Below are 18,839 nucleotides of genomic sequence, written 5' to 3'. Positions count from 1 at the left end.
AGAAAATATAGATTAATAATATAGATTAATATTGTAAGATCTTTATGAAATTCAACTTGCTTTGGCTATAGAGCAAGACTATGTTTTATAATAAGGTGACTATTGAAAATAAAATAAAGTTAAATATTATCGGGAGTTTATTATGCTCAAGGGAGCACTAACTGCATTGATTACACCGTTTAATGAAGATGGTGTTATTGATGAAAAGTCATTTTGCAATTTCGTTGAATGGCAAATTAAACAAGGTATTCACGGTGTGAGTCCCGTTGGAACAACAGGCGAGTCAGCAACTTTAAGTCATGAAGAACATAAGCGAGTTGTAGAATTATGTGTTAAGCAAGTTGCTAAACGCGTTCCTGTTGTTGCTGGGGCAGGATCAAATAGCACAGATGAGGCTATAAAGCTTGCACAGCATGCAGAGCAAGTAGGTGCAGACGCAGTATTAGTGGTAACTCCTTATTATAATAAGCCTAATCAAAAGGGATTATATGCTCATTTTTCTGCTATTGCGAAAGCTATTTCTATTCCTATTGTTATTTATAATATTCCTGGGCGCTCGGTTGTTGATATCGCTGTAGAAACTATGAAAAATCTTTGTCAGGATTTTAAAAATATCATTGGTATCAAAGATGCAACAGGTAAAATTGAGCGTGTAAGTGAACAACGAGAAAAATGTGGTCAGAATTTTATACAGCTCTCCGGTGATGATAGAACAGCGTTAGGTTTTAATGCACATGGAGGTATAGGGTGTGTTTCAGTTGTATCCAATGTTGCTCCAAAGCTTTGCGCAGAACTTTATACTGCTTGTCATCGTGGTGATTATAATACAGCATTAGAATTAAATAATCGTTTAATGCCCCTCAATCGCGGAATATTTATTGAACCCAATCCAGCAGGTATTAAATATGCTGCTGCAAAATTAGGGCTTTGTAGTGATACTGTTCGTTTACCGATTGTTCCATTAGACGATACTACAAAGAGGATTATTGATGCTGCTTTGCAATATGCAGGTCTTATTAAAGAATAAAATGGTGTTGAAATAGCCATGAATAGCAAAAAAAAGACTGCATCAATACGAAAAGTTATCGCAGATAATCGTAAAGCACGTTTCAATTTTGAAATTCTTGATACTCTTGAGGTCGGTATTGTTCTTCAAGGAACAGAGGTTAAGTCTTTACGTTCCAGTCATGCCAATATTTCTGAAAGTTATGCTAGTTTTGAAAAGGGAGAATTATGGTTGATTAATTCTCATATTCCTGAATATACACAAGCAAATCGCTTTAATCATGAGGCACGTCGTTTACGTAAATTATTACTTTCAAAGCGTGAAATGGCGCGTTTCTTTAATGCAACTTCTCGTGAGGGCATGACGATTATTCCACTTAAACTTTATTTTAATGAGCAGGGGCGTGTTAAACTGGAGATTGCTTTGGCACGTGGTAAAAAACTTCATGATAAACGTGAAACGGAAAAAAAACGGGATTGGGGGCGTGAAAAGGCACGACTTTTGAGAAGGCATGGATAATAGGAAAGCAATTTACATATTTTGGTTAGAGAGATTTCAACATTGATTTAAATAGATTTTTGCAGCTTGGAAGACTTGATAAAACATAGTATCTGTCAAGCGACCGGTATTAGTATTATAGCGTGAACAGTGATAGCTTGAAAAAATACGTAATTTACCGACATCACTGATTTTTCCGTGACCAAAAGGGTGTGCTAAGATTTTTGCGTTTAAAGCTCGTATAGTGGAGTTATGAGCGATGCTGCCAAGAGTAATGATGGCTTTAAGTTGAGGAAGATTTGTTAAAAGAGGTGAAAAAAAATGCCGACAAGTGTTGATCTCAGCGCTAGTGGGTTTATTCTCTGGTGGGACACAACGTACTGAATTAACAATTGCGGTATCGATGAGCTCGAGGGTATCATCTGCTCTTTCTGCAAAGGTACCTTGAGCAAAACCAAATTTTTTTAAAGTGGAATACAGGAGATGTCCAGCATAATCGCCTGTGAAAGGACGTCCAGTTCGATTTGCTCCACGTAATCCAGGAGCAAGTCCGACGATTAGAAGGCGTGTTGTTGCAGCCCCTTTATGAGGGAAAAATGGACTGACAGGTGCATTGTGCCAATGAGGCTCTTTAATACGCCAGTCAGCGATAAAGTTGTTTAGGCGAGGACATAAATTACAATTTAGGGGCGGTTCTGGGCACAATGATGTTAATTTACTATTCATGGATTGCAGGTACCAATTATGTTTTATTAAAAATCTTTTAAGTTATTTTATTTCGTATTCAGTAGAGTATATCTTTGTAAACAATCTTATAATATGTATACAAAGATTTTTTCACAATAGATTAAGATGAATTTGTTGCTGATTGTATTATAGGGAGAACATGTATTGCTATGAGTAGTTGCTAATACATTGACTGATATAGTATCAAATGAGTTTAAAACTCTTTCTATAAAATCCGTGATGTTGATGACTTAATCTAGAGCTAGAGATTCATAGATAGTATATTATTATGGGTGCTTCATTAAGTTTTTTTCTCTTCTGAAAAGGGGCATGTTATTTCCTTAATTATAGTGAACCTAATTTTTTGCATAGTTGTGGATCAAAAAAATTATATATTTTAAAGATTCTTGTGGATTAGGTATATTGAGTTAACGGTGAAAAAAGGTTTGGGTATTTATGCCTAATAGCCTTTTATATAGTTTTTATAGTAGTCTATTATATTCATTAAGTTGATTAAAGCTTTATTCTCTGCAATCAGTTTTCATTATATTTTAAGTAAATTTTTATGAATGTAGAGAGAAGGAATATAGCAATGCGTTATTGTAATTTTTTGATAAATGCGCTTATTTTTTTGTACAATCCATTTTCTTTAATTATGATAATCACTGTGTTATTAAGAATGCAATGGTTTGAGATTATTTTGTTTTTAAAAACTTATGGATTTTAGTGTCTTTGTAAACTTAAATTTTTTCAAGATTTTTGGTGTATTGAGAAAAAAGTAATAAGGTATATGTTGTTTTTCTTGTTTTTTGTTTTGATTATTGTATATACTCTGCGGCAATCGTTAATTTTTGAACCTTGAAGAAAGGGACATGAATGGCCCGTGTAACAGTAGAAGATTGTATTGATAAAGTTGATAATCGTTTTGAGTTGGTGCTTTTAGCTGGGCACCGGGCTCGTCAGATTTCACAAGGTGCACAGATTACAATTGATCGTGATAATGATAAAAATCCAGTTGTTGCTTTGCGTGAAATAGCAGATAAAACTTTATCCCCCGCTGATTTAAAAGAAGATCTTATTCATTCTTTACAAAAGCATGTAGAAGTCGATGAACCAGAGGGAGCAATGGAGTTTATTTCTCACTCAAGTGAATCTGGAGGTATTTTGGGCTCTTCATCAGAGGAGAGTAGTGGTTCATTTGATTACATGTCAGAAGAAGAGCTTTTGGCAGGTATTGAAAGTTTAGTTGTGCCAGAGAAAAATGATGATTATTAATGATCATATCTTATTGAAAAAGTAATACATAGATTATCATTTGGTAGATTTATTTTTTCTTTTATTAGTAAGGTATTCAATAATAATTTAATTACGAAATTTCTGAGGATATATCTATATGATGCGTCAGTGTGAGCTGGTTGAGCGTGTGCAGCGTTACAAGCCTGACGTAAATGCGGCTTTATTAAATAAAGCCTATGTTTATGCAATGAGGAAGCACCGCCATCAAAAGCGTGCTTCAGGTGATCTTTATTTTTCTCATCCTTTAGAAGTTGCTGCTATTTTAACGGATATGCACTTAGATGAAGCAACAATTGCTGTCGCTCTTTTGCATGATACAATTGAAGATACAAATGCTACAAGAGCAGAAATTGATCAACTTTTTGGATCTGAAATTGGTAAATTAGTTGAGGCTCTCACAAAGCTTAATAAGCTTGATCTTGTATCGAAGAAAGCTGTGCAAGCAGAAAATCTTCGTAAACTTCTTATTGCTGTTTCTGATGATATTCGTGTTCTTTTAGTTAAATTGGCAGATCGTCTTCATAATATGCGTACCCTTGATGTTATGCGTGATGATAAGCGTCGATGGATTGCTGAAGAGACAATGGATATTTATGCACCGCTTGCTGGCCGTATGGGTATGCAAGATATGCGTGAAGAGTTAGAGGATCTTTCTTTTTTTTATTTAAATCCAGAGGGCTATCGTACTATTACTGATAGGCTTTCAGAATTATCAGTACGCAATCGCGATTTGCTATCCACAATTGAAAAAGAATTGACAAAACTTTTTTTAAAAAACGGTATTAAAGCCAGTGTTCAAAGTCGTCAGAAAAAATCTTATTCAATTTTTCGTAAAATGGAAAACAAGATCTTATCTTTTGAACAATTATCTGATATTTTTGGGTTTCGTGTAATTGTTGAGAGCGTGGATGATTGTTATCGTGCTCTTGGTATTATACACACTACATGGCCAATGGTTCCTGGGCGTTTTAAGGACTATATTTCTATACCTAAACAAAATGATTATCGTTCAATTCATACAACAATTGTTGGGCCTTCAGGGCAACGCATTGAATTGCAAATTAGAACTGGTGCAATGGATAGGATTGCTGAATATGGTGTTGCGGCACATGCCATTTATAAAGATCATGGTTCTGATTATTCAACATCAAGATTATCAAGTGAGGCTAATGCTTATGCATGGTTGCGTCAAACAATTCAATCTTTGTCAGATGGCCATAATCCGGAAGAGTTTCTAGAATATACAAAACTTGAGCTTTTTCATGATCAAGTTTTCTGTTTTACGCCGAAAGGGCAGCTAATTGCATTTCCAAAAGGCGCTACACCTATTGACTTTGCTTATGCAGTACATACCGATATTGGTAATTCTTGTGTGGGAGTAAAAATCAATGGTCGTATTATGCCTATAATGACCAAATTAAAAAATGGTGATGAAGTTAATATTATATGTTCGCAGATTCAATCTCCACCAGCAGCGTGGGAATCGATAGTTGTAACAGGCAAGGCACGTTCTGCAATTCGTCGAGCAACACGTTCAGCAATACATAAGCAATATTCAGGTTTGGGATGTCGTATTCTTGAACGTTCATTTGAATGTGCGGGAAAACAATTTTCGCAAGATATGCTTAAGAAAATTTTACCGCGTTTAGCGCGTAAGGACGTGAATGACGTTTTAGCAGCTGTTGGGCGTGGTGAATTAGCTGCTATAGATGTAGTTAAGGCAGTTTATCCAAATTATCAAGATCATTCTGTGGTGAGAAAGCCATCGTTTAAGTTTAGGGAGAGAAGTTGGTTTAATATTGAAAATGCTCAAGATATGATTTTTAAAATTCTTGAGAATAAAAAAAGAAAAAATTTAAAGAGGGAAGATAAGTATAGAGTATTACCTATTCAAGGCACAAAAGGGGATATTCCAGTACAATTTTCTCCTGAGGGAGCTGTGCCGGGAGATCAAATTATTGGCATTATGCAGCCGGGTGCAGGTATTATTATTTATCCGATACAATCTTCGGCTTTAATGGCTTATGATGATCAACCAGAACGGTGGATTGATGTACGTTGGGATATTGATTCTGAGATGAATGAACGTTTTCCTGCTCGAATTAATATTGTAGCTGTAAATAGTCCTGGTTCTTTAGCTGAAATTACTCAGATTATTTTTGCAAATGATGCCAATATTGAAAATTTATCTTGTGTTCATAAGGCGATAGATTTTACAGAAATTATCATTGATCTTGAGGTTTGGGATTTAAAACATTTAAATTGTATCTTTTCTCAGTTAAAAAGAGCAAGATCAGTGAATATGGTGCGTCGGGTTTATGGGTGAAAGAGATTCTGCAATGAATACACAAGATGTGATTAATATTTTTAGACAAGCAGATGCTATTTTAGAAGGGCATTTTATTTTAACATCAGGTCGTCATAGTGCTACTTATTTACAGAAGGCAAGAGTGTTTATGCATGCTGATCTTACCGAAAAGCTGTGTTACGCTTTGGCTCAAAAAATTAAGAAATATGTGGAAGGAAAAATTGATTACATAGTTGGGCCTGCAATTGGTGGTCTCATTCCTTCGTACGAGACTTCACGTCATCTTTGCGTTCCTTCTATTTGGGTAGAGCGTGTGAATGGTATATTCCAATTACATCGCTTTGAAATTGAAAAAGGTGCACGGGTTGTTATTGTTGAAGATATTATAACAACTGGTCTTTCTATTCGTGAGACCATTGAAGCATTGGTTGAAGCAAAAGCCAATGTGGTAGCGAGTGCATGTATTCTTGATCGATCTGGTGGTAAGGTTAATGTAGGAGTTCCTCTTATTTCACTTGCCGAGTATGAAATTGCATCCTATGATGCTAATGCTGTACCTCCTGAGCTTGCTATACTTCCAGCGATTAAGCCAGGGAGCCGAAATATTTGATTTTTATTAATTTTTCTATGAAAATGCTTGATAGAGTAAACTTGAATAACGTAAAATATAAGTATTATTTAGTGTGTACAAGGTATATATGAGTAACCATATGTTTTTTAGTTATCGAACAGCAATGAATTTTGGAGAGCGTATTCGACGTAAGTTTAGTCTGTGTCGTTCATTTTATTATATACGTAAACGTATTTTACGTATATCAGCAACGCCTCATGAAGTAGCATTGGGGTTCTCTATTGGTATTTTTGCAGCTTGTTCACCTCTTTTGGGGTTGCACGTTATTTTAGCAGTATTTTTTTCTTGGGTTTTACATGGTAATTTTGCTGCAGCAATTATCGGGACTGTTTTTTCTAATCCATTGACATTTTTTCTTATTATTATGGCTGATTATAAGGTGGGGCGCCTATTTTTAGTGTTTTTTGGTAATAAAGATGAAATTTCTTTTTCACAAATTCGCACTATGTTAGGTGATTTGACGTTTTCGCAATCATGGTCATTTTTTTGGGAGACATGGGATTTGATTATGATGCCGATGTTTGTGGGGGGAATGTTTTTAGGTGTTATTTTTGGTAGTTTGTCTTATATAGGCGTTTACAGAACAATAATCCATTTTCAAAAAAAATCGCTATCAAAAAAAGATGGTAAAAGAAAGATGTTTAAAGCAAAAAAGCTTAGGTAATATTTATGATTATTGGTCTTGGCAATGATATGGTTGATATAAGGCGGATTGAGAGGATGTTGGTTCGCTATGGTGGCCGTTTTATACAGCGTATTTTTACAGATGTTGAACAAGAAAAATCTGAAAGTCTCTATCACCGATCTAGTTCCTATGCTAAAAGATTTGCTGCTAAGGAAGCGTGCGCTAAAGCTTTAGGAACAGGGATTGCTCGTGGTGTTAGTTGGAAAGATATGGGGGTAGTTAATTTACCATCTGGTAAACCGACTATGAGATTAACGAATTGCGCGCGCACGCGATTAAAAGAACTATTACCCGCTCACCATGAGGTGATAATTCATCTCAGTATAACAGATGATTTTCCTTGGGCACAGGCGTTTGTTATTATAGAAGCACTTCCATGTGTATAGTTTCTTGAGAGATTGTACTTTTATTATTTGGGCATTATGATGACAAAATAAGTTTTATCTATAAAAAGGTAGCACAGGATGAAACAAGAAGAGAAAATGAAAAAAAAAGATAAAAAAAGTGAAATTATTGAATTTTGTTCTGTTTTGATACAAGCGTTGTTTTTGGCTGGGATTATTCGTACACTTTTTTTTCAGCCTTTTACTATCCCTTCTGGTTCAATGCGTCCTACTTTGCTAGTGGGAGATTATCTTTTTGTTTCTAAATATGCATATGGGTATTCCCGTTTTTCTATACCTTTTTCTCCTCCTATTTTTTCAGGACGGATTTGGGCATCTCAACCTAAGCGTGGGGATGTTTTGGTTTTTCGTTTACCGAGCAATCCGGATATTGATTATATTAAACGTGTTATTGGATTACCCGGTGATCGTGTTCAAGTTCGTCAAAGTGTTATCTATATTAATGGTGAAGCTGTTCCACGTCAGTTTATGGGGAAGATTGATGATCCTGATGTGACAGAGGTTAGTCACCCTGTTGATGTTTATCGCGAAACAATGTCTAATGGCGTAAGTTACGATACGCTTCATTTAGGGTTTGTTCCTCAGGTTGATGATACAAAGGTTTTTGAGGTTCCACCAGGACATTATTTTGTGATGGGTGATAATCGTGATAATTCAGATGATAGCCGTTTGAGTGTAGGATATGTTCCGGATGAGAATCTTATTGGCCGAGCCAATTTGATTTTTTTCTCTATTAGTAATGGTTCTAGTGCGTGGCAGATTTGGCGTTGGCCATTTGATGTACGTTGGGATCGTTTATTTTCTTTCATTCATGCTATTCACTATTTTCCGCTTGATAAATAAGTAGGAATTCGGTGATGAAGTATCACGTTATTGATCAGCTGGAAAAGCTGACAGGTCATAGTTTTAAAGATGTAGACAGATTAAAAAGAGCATTAACACATTCCAGTGTGCAAAGTTCAGAGAATGGTAATTATGAGAGGTTAGAATTTTTAGGTGATCGAGTTCTTGGGCTTTTGATTGCTGAAATGCTTTATAAAATTTTTCCACAAGCAAGTGAAGGTGAATTATCCGTACGTTTAAATGGTTTGGTAAATGCGCAAACATGTGCCGATATTGCATTAGAAATGGGATTACCCGATATGGTTCATGTTGGTTGTGAAATGAAAAACTTAGAAGGTCGTCGGTTAGCTAATATGCATGCTGATGTTATTGAAGCCTTAATCGCTGTAATATATCTTGACGGAGGTTTAGAGAGCGTTCGACCTGTCATTCAAAGATATTGGCAAGATCGAGCAAAGAAGATGAATGCTGGTCGACGTGATGCCAAAACGGAGTTACAGGAATGGGCTCATACACAAGATAGTGCACAACCTCATTACCAGGTTGTACAGCGTTATGGCCCAGATCATGATCCGATTTTTATAGTTGAGGTAAGTATTTGTGGTTATGCACCTGAGATAGGGCGAGGTAGTTCTAAACGTCAAGCCGAGAGAGACGCTGCTGAAAGAATCTTGCGACGTGAAGGTATATGGGAAATAGAGGGGCAACATAATCATGAATGATCTTATTAAAACGCGTTCAGGTTTTGTTGCTCTCATTGGTGTGCCTAATGCTGGAAAGTCAACGTTAGTTAATCAGTTAGTTGGAACTAAAGTGTCAATTGTAACGCATAAAGTACAAACAACACGAACTTTAGTTCGTGGTATTGTAATTTATGATAAAACCCAAATTATTCTGATTGATACGCCAGGTGTTTTTCGTCCTCATAAGCGATTAGAACGAGCTATGGTTTCTGCTGCTTGGGGTGGTGCGAAGAATGCTGATATTCTTTTGGTTCTTATTGATGTCCAAAGCGGTCTTTCAGATGAAGTTAATGCAATGTTAGATATTTTAAAAAGTGTTGAACAGGATAAAATTCTTGTTCTGAATAAAATTGATACGGTTGTTAAATCATCTCTTTTGGCATTAACGGCTAAAGTGAATGAACAAGTGAATTTTTTGCAGACATTTATGATTTCAGCTTTAAATGGTTCTGGGTGTAAGGATTTGCTGCATTATCTTAGTACAATTATGCAGGAGGGGCCATGGTATTATCCAGAAGATCAAATTTCTGATATGCCTATGCGTCAGCTTGCTGCTGAAATTACGCGTGAAAAACTTTTTCTTCGTCTCCATCAAGAACTTCCTTATTCTTCAACAGTTGAAACAGAAAATTGGGAAGAGTGTGCAAATGGTTCGATTAAAATTAATCAAGTCATTTATGTAGAACGTGATAATCAGAAAAAAATTGTTTTAGGAACAAAAGGTAGCACTATTAAAGCTATTGGTCAGGCAGCACGTAAAGAATTAATGGATATCATGGGACAGAAGGTTCATCTTTTTATATTTGTGAAAGTGCGTGATAATTGGGATGCAAACCCAGAGCGTTATCGCGAAATGGGATTGGATTTTTTTTAATGCAATGAAATGGAAAGAACCAGCTATCATTCTCGGTACACGCCAACATGGTGAAACGAACGTTATTCTTGAAATTATGACACGACAGCATGGTCGCTATATGGGAATTGTAAAAGGTGGTCGTTCTCGTCGTATGGCTCCTCTCCTTCAGCCTGGAAATTTTGTTGAAGCTGAATGGTGGGCACGTTTAGATGAAAATTTAGGATTATTTAGGCTTGAAGCACTTGATTTGCATGCTTCAAGATTGATAGTTCTACCAGAGGCACTTTATTCCCTGCAATTGATGGCTTCTCATTTACGGCTTCTTCCTGAGCGTGATCCTCATCCTGTTTTGTATGATATGTTATATTTTTTTATGCGAAATTTTGATGATCCATTTATAAATGCTGAATTACTTGTACGTTTTGAGCTTCTACTGCTTGAAGAACTTGGTTTTGGACTCGATTTGTCTTGTTGTGCTGTAACAGGTCGTCAAGAAAAACTTTGTTATGTTTCTCCAAAATCGGGACGTGCTGTATGTGAGGAAATAGGACGCCCTTGGAAAGATAAGCTTTTACTTTTACCGCAATTTCTTGTAAAAGAAACCGTTCGTCCTGTTGATTTTAATGATATAAACAAAGGATTAATTCTGACAGATTTTTTTTTAACACGCTATGTTTGGGAGGCGAGAGGTATAAAACAGCCGTCTTTGCGTGTTAATTTGATACAATTGTTTGAACGGCGGTTTTGTATGGAAGCGTCAACATTTTGATTTTGTGAAAGTAGATAGAATGCAAACTTTGCAAACAATTGCTGAGTTGCGTCAATACCTCAGAGAGGAGCGACGTTTAGGGCTGTCAATTGGTTTTGTACCAACTATGGGGGCGTTGCATGATGGCCATCTTGCACTGGTGCGACAGGCACGGGCAATGTGTGATCGTGTAGTGGTTTCTATATTTGTTAATCCCAAGCAATTTAGTCGCCATGAAGATTTTAATATATATCCGAGGGATCTAGAAGGAGATTGCTCTTTATTGAAAAGAGCGAATGTTGAGTATGTTTTTGTGCCTTCTGTAGAAGAAATGTGGCCGCTAGGCAATGAGACAATTGTAGAGGTAAAAAAATTATCACGTATTTTGATGGGCAAATTACGTCCAGGACATTTTTGTGGTGTGACCAGTGTTGTTGCTAAACTTTTTAATATTGTGCAACCAGATAAAGCTTTTTTTGGGGAAAAAGATTTTCAACAGCTTTTGATTATCCGTCGTATGGTCAAAGATTTGGCTTTTCCTGTTGAAATTGTCGGTGTTCCTATTTTACGTGATGCAGATGGAGTTGCTAGTTCTTCACGTAATAAACTTTTGACATTAGAAGATCGCAAAGCTGCAAAAATTATTCCTGAAAGCCTTAAAGCTGTTAAGAGACTTTATGAGCAAGGTGAAAGATCCGTTGATAAATTGTGTGAAGTTGTCCGCTCTGTTTTACAAAAAGAACCACGTGCTGTTATTGAATCAATAGATTTACGTGATATAGAAACTTTATGCGTGATTAAAAAGGAATTAAACACGTCTGCGGTTTTGTTGCTTACCGTTTGCTTTGGTGAAGTTAGACTTATTGATCAATATATATTACAATAAAAAGGCTGAAAAATGAGTTCTCATAAAGATATAAAGCGTATTACTGCTTCTGAAATACGTTTGAGAAAGAAACAAGAACCTATTGTTGCTTTAACAGCTTATCAGGCTTATAGCGCACGGATTGCTGATTCACATTGTGATGTACTTTTGGTTGGTGACAGCGTTGGTATGGTTATATATGGGTTTGATACAACGCTCCCTGTAAGTGTGGATATGATGATTTTGCATGGACAAGCTGTTGTGCGTAGCTCTAAACGAGCTCTTGTTGTTGTCGATATGCCTTTTGGTTCTTATGAGCAAAGTCCAGAACAAGCTTTTACTAATGCATCCCGTATTATTGCAGAAACAGGATGTGGTGCAGTGAAGCTTGAAGGTGGTGCTTATATGGCAGAAACAATTAGTTTTTTATGCAATCGTGGTATTCCAGTTATGGGTCATATTGGTCTCACACCACAAGCGGTGAATCGTTTTGGCGGTTTTAAGACGCAAGGGCGTAATAAAAATGATTGGCCACAAATTGAAGCGGATGCTACAGCTATTGAAGTGGCAGGAGCTTTTTCTGTTGTTGTGGAAGGGGTGGTAGAGCCATTGGCGGTAAAACTTACAGAGAATCTTTCTATTCCTACTATTGGTATTGGTGCGTCTAATCAGTGTGATGGACAGGTTTTAGTGATGGAAGATATGTTAGGTTATGGCACTTATGTACCTAAATTTGTGCGTCGTTATGGTGTTTTCGAGCAAGCGATGGATACAGCAATTAGGAATTATGCGAATGATGTTAAATCACGCATTTTTCCAGCTGATTCAGAGGTTTACAAGCTCAAATAAATTAAGTTTAAAAAGGAAATTCTGCGAAAAGATGAAGAGATTCATAGAGAGAGATACAATAGAAACGTAATATTTCACCAAAGTAATGGCCGTGTGATAGTAAGAAATTTTATATTTTTTCAGTTATGACAAAAAAATCAGGAGCCAGAATGTGGTCTTGGAACATCGAGATCATTAAAACGAATTAAAAAGGCGTTTTCAATTTGTTGCGTGGAACATGGTTGTAAATTGAATCCATCAGGTAAAATATTACTTGGATGACCAAAATAACGAAGAGCTTCTTCTATACTAAAACCAGCAAGAGCAGTGGCTTCATAGAAAGCAGCAATGCGATCAGCTTGTTTGATTTTTTTTAAGATCTTTTGAGGTGGATTGACGGGTAGAGAAAAGCGTATGTGAATGGTATCTTGTATACGTTTTTCTACGCGCTCATAATGTTTTCCTATCACAGCTTTAAACGGTGAAATTATATCGCCAATAACATATTCTGGTGCATCGTGAAGAAGAGCACAAAGACATTCTTCATTGGAGGACTGTGGGAAAAGTTTCTGAAATATTTGTTCGACAAAAAGTGAATGTTGTGCGACAGAATAAGCATATTCTCCTTTTGTTTGTCCGTTCCAACGTGCAACGCGAGCGAGGCCATGGGCAATATCTTCAATTTCAATATCAAAAGGAGAAGGATTAAGTAAATCAAGTCGTCGACCAGAAAGCATTCTTTGCCACGCACGCATTGTTCCATCTTTTGATAATTCAGCTTTAGCCATTAGTTAGCCTCTACGGAGCTTTTAGGGAAGGTGAAATTCATATTTTCAGCAATACTAATTGTTACAGGAGTATCATCTACTGTAAATTGAAGATTTTTTTCCATAGCTTCTTTGACATGATCAATACGCATTAAGGCTAAAGCTTCATTTTTGACGCATGTTCCTAATTGACTAAGTATTTTTGTACCTGCTTTAACAGTAGAGCCTGAGGTTAAGGGATATTGGCTTTTGACCACTAAAAAACGGCGGCGAGCTGTTCTGCGATGATGCATTCGTGAAATAACCTCTTGTCCAATATAACATCCCTTATTGAAGAAAAGTCCATGAATTTGATCATAATTAATATCATGAGGAAAGACTTTACCTATTTCATAATCTTGATCACTTTCTGCTATCCCATAATGGATACGCATTCGATCCCAATAAATATTATACTCTGGAATAAGAAAAGGAATTTTTCCATAAGTTCGTACTACTTTTTCCTTCTTTGGGAATCGCTTATCTATAAAACTTAAATTAAAATTCAAACTATCTAATTCATTTTGCCAAAAAACATTTATAATCTCTTGTAATGGTTGTGTAATTTCTATTTTTTTATGGAGTTTATAGAGGGTAAGACGCTTATGAAAAGCATCAGCTAAGGAAGCCGCAATATCAATCATATAGTTTTGGTCTATTTTGCCAATGAGAAAATCAGCAATAACCTTTCCCTGTGGGGATAATAGGGCACCAGGAAAGAGCTCCTGTGAGTTTATTTTTGTTACATCTGTAGTAATAAGAGCTTGCAGAAAATGTGTTGCTTCTTCACCTATAACTTTAATAATTTTACGGTTTTTTAAATTTATGGCATTCTGTTTTTCAATCATGGTTCTTGCCTTTCTGCTCAGAGTTACATAACGATGGAGAAGCGATATACAAGGAGCATGGCTATGTTTAAAACATTTGATACAATTTTTAAAGGCGCAACGCTCGTTAATCATGATGGTAGCAGTAAGCGCGATATTGGTGTTGTGAATGGTCGTATTGTTGAAATTGGTGATCTCACATGCGCATCTGGTGGAGAGGTAATTGATTGTACAGGTCTTCATATTTTGCCTGGTATAATTGATAGCCAAGTTCATTTTCGTGAACCGGGTAAGGAATATAAGGAGGATCTGGAAAGTGGTTCGCGTTCTGCTGTTTTAGGGGGAGTTACAGCAGTATTTGAAATGCCAAATACCAATCCATTAACGATATCGAAAGAAGCTCTGAATGATAAGATTAAACGTGGATTCCATCGAATGCATTGTGATTACGCATTTTGGGTTGGAGCAACACGTGATAATATTTATGAATTAGCAGAGTTAGAAAGACTTCCTGGTGTTGCTGGTATTAAAGTATTTATGGGATCATCGACAGGTAATCTTCTCGTGGAGGATGATAAAAGTGTGCGTCTTATTTTGCAAAATACACGCCGTCGCACAGCTTTTCACTGTGAAGATGAAGCACGGCTTAAAGAACGTAAAGCTTTTTGTGTTACAGAGGATGTATCATCACATCCAGTTTGGCGTGATGAGACTACCGCTTTACAATGTACACAGCGTTTAGTTAAAATCGCACGTGAAACAGGAGCGCGTATCCATATATTACATCTTTCTACAGCGGAAGAAGTTGATTTTTTGAAAGAGCATAAAGACATAGCAACAGTTGAAGTTACGCAGCATCATTTGACTTTGAGCGCTGATGATTATCAACGGTTTGGTACATTTATCCAGATGAATCCACCTATTCGCGAAAAACGTCATCGTGAAGGTCTTTGGTATGGGGTTCAGCAAGGCATTATCGATATTTTAGGTTCTGATCATGCTCCGCACACGCGTGAAGAGAAACATAAGCCTTATCCCTCATCTCCTTCAGGGATAACAGGTGTACAGACAACAGCAGCAATTATGCTTACCCATGTTAATGCAGGGAACATGTCTCTTGAGCGTTTTGTTGATCTTACTTCGCATGGTCCTAATCGGGTTTTTGGTATAAGCTGTAAAGGGCGTATTGCTGTTGGATATGATGCTGACTTGACTATTGTTGACCTTAAACGTCAGGAGATTATTACGAATACGTTAGTTGGTTCACGCGCTGGTTGGACACCTTATGATGGCAAAAAGGTAAAAGGATGGCCAGTAGGGACAATTATCCGTGGCATGCGGGTTATGTGGGAAGGCGAAATTGTTACACCTTCACAAGGTGAGCCTGTTAAATTTACAGAAGTCTTATCGTAGCACCAAGAAAACGGATATTGTGTCTATAAAACAAATCGACTATGGAGTAATGCGCGTACTCGCTAGAAAAGGATGTATGGGATAGTCGGATCGTTTTTTTAATTACTTTGCTAGAAGTAATAATTATTAGAGTATTACTTTCTTGTTGTAACGATGATGATCCGCAAGGACAGTTTACTTAAATTTCTTCTGCAGCTAATAGTATATTTTAAGAAGTAATTATCTCATATTTCATTTGACAAGTTGGCGAGATTTGAAAATTTAAAATTTGGCTTCTCTCAGAAAATCATAAGATATTATTATTTTATGAGAGGTATATTTTTATGGTCCTAAGGATTCCAGATAGAGTGCATTTCCTAGCAACAAAAGTGCTCGGTAAAGTCGATAAAGAGAAAGAAAAGTAAGAAAAATCTAGAGATTATAGAGATCTATAATAAAAGGATAGCATAAAATCATGTTTATCAGAAATAAAATCTTTTGTATTTTCTATAGGTTAATTTATTTTTTGGGATTGCTTATGTCAGTTAAATAAGGGATCTATCGATTTGTTTTCTAGTTTTCATTATTGAAATGCTTAAGTAAGCTTGTGGATAAAGCGTTGCCTTCTTTTACATATCTTTGATCTGCTTCGATTGCTGAATCTGTACAACGATGATAATTTTTTGAAAAAGCGCTGTAAGCTGCATTAAAAGTTTCATATAGATGAGCACGTATTTGGGGTGTTGGTTTTTCTGCTTCAATTAATGCAACCATGTGGTCATACCATTGATTTGTTGGATGGCTACAAAGATTACGTAGATAATGCAGGGATCCTAAAATTTCTGCTAATCGTACAAGTTTGATATAATAGGGTGGAAATTGTTGCGTAAAGGTTGGTGTTGGAACTAAGAAAAAAATTAAAAAAATGATATTTATCAATATATTATTCATTATTTTTATTGCTCTCTTTTAACAGTATCTCTATGAATTTCGATAATGAATAGAGGAATTTTATTACGGACTATATTTTGATAAATAGAGTCAGAAAATAGCTCACTCATTCTTATTCGCTATAGATGTCCAATAAGTATTTAGGGCATGATAGACATAAGAAAATAAATATGAAAATATTAAAATTGAGTATTTTAAAATATTTGTTTTTTATGCAATCAATGTTCTTTTCTCCATAAGATTACATAGTATTTCTTATTTATAATTCTATCTTGATGGAAATTATTTCTGATAGATAAAGGCAGTTAATATTTGCTCATAACAAATAAAATGACTTTGCTTCATTAATAAAAACGGATTATTGTTTTTAGCATAAAATAGATATCTCTTTATTGAATTGAAGCACAAAAGAAAATAACTTTGAATTTTATAAAAAATGTATGTGTAGTTTTTATTTTCAATTACATTTATTGTAGGGTGGTTTGATTATTCTCATTCAAGGGAAATGATGTTATGGACCTTATGATAAGCTCAGTATATGATGATTTTGAGTTTTATCCTATTTCAAATAAAGTTAATAAGACAACTTATATGTTATCAGATATTTTGAGGTTATATCTTTTACCAAACCAAATAGCTAATTTATTCGATATTCAAAACAATGAACAGTTTGATTTGTTTTAATTTTTTGAGTCTGTACAGTTAGTGTGTTTGCTAATGAGCGTTTATTACTATTTTTTTTATGTTATATATGAAAAAATTGATGTTAGCAGTAGATGCAATAGGGCAATATTTCTTTTCAAATAGTGCTATTAGTGCGATGATGTAAACAATTTTTAAAGGAATGGCTAAGAAGTATCACGAATGGAGTGTGATGATGGGAGAGTTGCGGTTTTATAATACGCTGACACGGAAAAAAGAGGATTTTATACCGATCGATGCTACTAAAGTACGCCTTTATGTTTGCGGTCCAACAGTTTACGATTATGCCCATATCGGTAATGCTCGTCCTGTTATTGTTTTTGATGTTTTATTTCGTTTATTACGTCATGTTTATGGCGAGAACCATGTTATATATGCTCGTAATATCACTGATGTGGATGATAAAATTAATGCAAAAGCAGCTTTTCAATATCCCAATCTAGAACTTAACGATGCTATTCATCAATTAACAGAGCATACATCTTATCAATTTCAGCAAGATACATTGGCGCTTGGTTGTTTGCCACCGACTAGTCAACCGCGTGCAACGGATCATTTGGAGGAAATACGGTCTTTGATTGAAAGGCTTCTTGAAAAGGGCTATGCTTATATAGCAGACAATCATATATTATTTTCTGTCAGCAGTATGGGAGACAACCCTCGTTATGGTATGTTTGCAAAACGGTCGCTTGACGAAATGAGAGCGGGAGCACGCATAGAAGTGGCTTCTTATAAAAAGGGAGAAATGGATTTTGTTTTGTGGAAACCTTCCGCTCAAGGAGAACCAGGCTGGACATCACCAGCAGGAGTTTCTGTTTTAGGTCGTCCTGGTTGGCATATTGAGTGCTCAGCAATGTCGATGGCGAAGTTGTTATCTCCTTATGGTGGTGGTTTTGTTTGTGAGGATCCAACTGCAAATATTTTTGATATTCATGGTGGTGGTATTGATTTGATTTTTCCTCATCATGAAAATGAAATTGCGCAAAGTTGTTCAGTTTTTGGGACAGAACGAATGGCTAATTTTTGGATGCATAATGGTTTTTTGCAAATTGAAGGCAAAAAAATGTCTAAAAGTCTTGGGAATTTCGTCACTATTCGTTCACTCTTAGAGAATGATTTTTTCGAGTTTGCGGGTATTTTATCAGACGAAGTAAAACGGATCTGGGCAGGCTTATCTATACGTTTTTCGATGTTACAAACGCATTATCGAGAGCCTTTAAATTGGACAATGCAGCGTTTAGTACAGTCCAGTAATGAGTTATATCGCTGGTATGAATTGCTTCGTAGTGAAAAATGGTGTTTGGATGATAAACAATCTGTTGATTCTTCTTTAATTAAAACATTAAGTAATGATCTTAATACTTGGAATACAATTACTATTTTAAGAAAATTTTATAAAAAACACAATGTTGTAGCTCTTGCACGTGGTATGGATTTTTTGGGGTTATTGCGACAGGAGTTGGTTAAGGAAAAAGAATGTCCACTCTTCATTAGCAAAATGCATTTTGATTTACAATTTATTGATCAGCGTATTGCCGAAAGGCTTTGTCTTATCCATAATAAGGAGTGGGCAGCTGCAGATAAAATTCGTGATGAGCTTGCAGCAGGGGGGGTCTTCTTAAAAGATAGTAAAGATCCGCAGACTGGTGAGCGTATAACCACGTGGGAGATGAAACAATTCTAATTCCCGTATTCGAGTAGCTCTCATAAATATGAGGAGAGAT

18 protein-coding genes and 1 pseudogene are annotated in these 18,839 nt (G+C 35.9%); 15 read left to right on the top strand and 4 right to left on the bottom strand.

The genetic code is table 11. The features are described from left to right. The first annotated feature begins 142 nt into the window (after positions 1–142). Positions 143–1,027, top strand: a complete 885-nt coding sequence (gene dapA / locus ACJTDF_RS04250) for a 4-hydroxy-tetrahydrodipicolinate synthase (protein WP_407965096.1) — start codon at positions 143–145, stop codon at positions 1,025–1,027. An 18-nt stretch (positions 1,028–1,045) separates the two neighbouring features. Next, entirely contained in the window at positions 1,046–1,525 is a 480-nt protein-coding gene (smpB, locus tag ACJTDF_RS04245) for an SsrA-binding protein SmpB (RefSeq protein ID WP_407965095.1), read from the top strand. Positions 1,526–1,561: 36 nt separating this feature from the next. Here smpB and ACJTDF_RS04240 read toward each other — a convergent pair whose 3' ends face one another. Then, complete coding sequence (locus ACJTDF_RS04240) at positions 1,562–2,230, bottom strand: uracil-DNA glycosylase (protein ID WP_407965094.1); 669 nt, start codon at positions 2,228–2,230, stop codon at positions 1,562–1,564. An 876-nt stretch (positions 2,231–3,106) separates the two neighbouring features. On the opposite strand from ACJTDF_RS04240, the gene rpoZ reads away from it, so the two are divergent. The 11 genes and pseudogenes from rpoZ (at position 3,107) to panB (ending at position 12,458) form a co-directional block, all read left to right on the top strand. Beyond that, positions 3,107–3,505 carry a DNA-directed RNA polymerase subunit omega gene (gene rpoZ, locus ACJTDF_RS04235; protein ID WP_407965093.1) on the top strand — a complete coding sequence of 133 codons (399 nt, stop codon included), beginning with the start codon at positions 3,107–3,109 and terminating at the stop codon, positions 3,503–3,505. Between the two features lie 118 nt (positions 3,506–3,623). Then, positions 3,624–5,852: a RelA/SpoT family protein gene (locus ACJTDF_RS04230; protein ID WP_407965092.1), complete on the top strand. Its 2,229-nt coding sequence runs from the start codon at positions 3,624–3,626 to the stop codon at positions 5,850–5,852. 13 nt (positions 5,853–5,865) lie between these two features. Next, a complete protein-coding gene (pyrE, locus tag ACJTDF_RS04225) occupies positions 5,866–6,444 on the top strand; it encodes an orotate phosphoribosyltransferase (RefSeq protein ID WP_407966221.1) in 579 nt (192 codons plus the stop codon). Between the two features lie 100 nt (positions 6,445–6,544). Beyond that, positions 6,545–7,157, top strand: a pseudogene (locus ACJTDF_RS04220) (DUF2062 domain-containing protein). After that, the gene (gene acpS, locus ACJTDF_RS04215; RefSeq protein WP_407965091.1) at positions 7,135–7,536 is read left to right on the top strand and encodes a holo-ACP synthase; all 402 of its coding nucleotides are present in this window, start codon (positions 7,135–7,137) and stop codon (positions 7,534–7,536) included. The pseudogene ACJTDF_RS04220 and the gene acpS overlap by 23 nt, the downstream one beginning before the upstream one ends. A gap of 78 nt (positions 7,537–7,614) precedes the next feature. After that, complete coding sequence (lepB, locus tag ACJTDF_RS04210) at positions 7,615–8,397, top strand: signal peptidase I (protein ID WP_407965090.1); 783 nt, start codon at positions 7,615–7,617, stop codon at positions 8,395–8,397. Positions 8,398–8,411: 14 nt separating this feature from the next. After that, the gene (gene rnc, locus ACJTDF_RS04205) at positions 8,412–9,119 is read left to right on the top strand and encodes a ribonuclease III (protein WP_407965089.1); all 708 of its coding nucleotides are present in this window, start codon (positions 8,412–8,414) and stop codon (positions 9,117–9,119) included. After that, positions 9,112–10,014, top strand: coding sequence for a GTPase Era (gene era, locus ACJTDF_RS04200; RefSeq protein WP_407965088.1), 903 nt, complete (start codon positions 9,112–9,114; stop codon positions 10,012–10,014). The genes rnc and era overlap by 8 nt, the downstream gene beginning before the upstream one ends. A gap of 4 nt (positions 10,015–10,018) precedes the next feature. Further along, the gene (recO, locus tag ACJTDF_RS04195) at positions 10,019–10,765 is read left to right on the top strand and encodes a DNA repair protein RecO (RefSeq protein ID WP_407966220.1); all 747 of its coding nucleotides are present in this window, start codon (positions 10,019–10,021) and stop codon (positions 10,763–10,765) included. 19 nt (positions 10,766–10,784) lie between these two features. Beyond that, positions 10,785–11,630 (top strand): pantoate--beta-alanine ligase, encoded by an 846-nt coding sequence (gene panC / locus ACJTDF_RS04190; RefSeq protein WP_407965087.1) that lies wholly within the window; start codon positions 10,785–10,787, stop codon positions 11,628–11,630. 12 nt (positions 11,631–11,642) lie between these two features. Further along, positions 11,643–12,458, top strand: a complete 816-nt coding sequence (panB, locus tag ACJTDF_RS04185) for a 3-methyl-2-oxobutanoate hydroxymethyltransferase (protein WP_407965086.1) — start codon at positions 11,643–11,645, stop codon at positions 12,456–12,458. A 137-nt stretch (positions 12,459–12,595) separates the two neighbouring features. On the opposite strand, the gene ACJTDF_RS04180 is transcribed toward panB, so the two are convergent. Continuing rightward, positions 12,596–13,225, bottom strand: coding sequence for a YfbR-like 5'-deoxynucleotidase (locus ACJTDF_RS04180; protein ID WP_407965085.1), 630 nt, complete (start codon positions 13,223–13,225; stop codon positions 12,596–12,598). Next, positions 13,225–14,091: a YgfZ/GcvT domain-containing protein gene (locus ACJTDF_RS04175; protein ID WP_407965084.1), complete on the bottom strand. Its 867-nt coding sequence runs from the start codon at positions 14,089–14,091 to the stop codon at positions 13,225–13,227. Before ACJTDF_RS04175 ends, ACJTDF_RS04180 begins: the two co-directional genes overlap by 1 nt. Positions 14,092–14,154: 63 nt before the next feature. Between ACJTDF_RS04175 and ACJTDF_RS04170 the strand changes: the two genes are divergently transcribed. Continuing rightward, positions 14,155–15,483 carry a dihydroorotase gene (locus ACJTDF_RS04170; RefSeq protein WP_407965083.1) on the top strand — a complete coding sequence of 443 codons (1,329 nt, stop codon included), beginning with the start codon at positions 14,155–14,157 and terminating at the stop codon, positions 15,481–15,483. 552 nt (positions 15,484–16,035) lie between these two features. Here ACJTDF_RS04170 and ACJTDF_RS04165 read toward each other — a convergent pair. Then, positions 16,036–16,413: a TIGR02301 family protein gene (locus tag ACJTDF_RS04165; RefSeq protein WP_407965082.1), complete on the bottom strand. Its 378-nt coding sequence runs from the start codon at positions 16,411–16,413 to the stop codon at positions 16,036–16,038. 877 nt (positions 16,414–17,290) lie between these two features. Between ACJTDF_RS04165 and cysS the strand changes: the two genes are divergently transcribed. After that, positions 17,291–18,799 carry a cysteine--tRNA ligase gene (cysS, locus tag ACJTDF_RS04160; RefSeq protein ID WP_407966219.1) on the top strand — a complete coding sequence of 503 codons (1,509 nt, stop codon included), beginning with the start codon at positions 17,291–17,293 and terminating at the stop codon, positions 18,797–18,799. Positions 18,800–18,839: the final 40 nt, after the last annotated feature.

Source organism: Bartonella bennetti, from assembly GCF_045945445.1.
Classification (GTDB): Bacteria; Pseudomonadota; Alphaproteobacteria; order Rhizobiales; family Rhizobiaceae; genus Bartonella.
The sequence above is the reverse complement of the archived record's forward strand: the minus strand, read 5'-3'. Positions and strand labels throughout refer to the sequence as shown.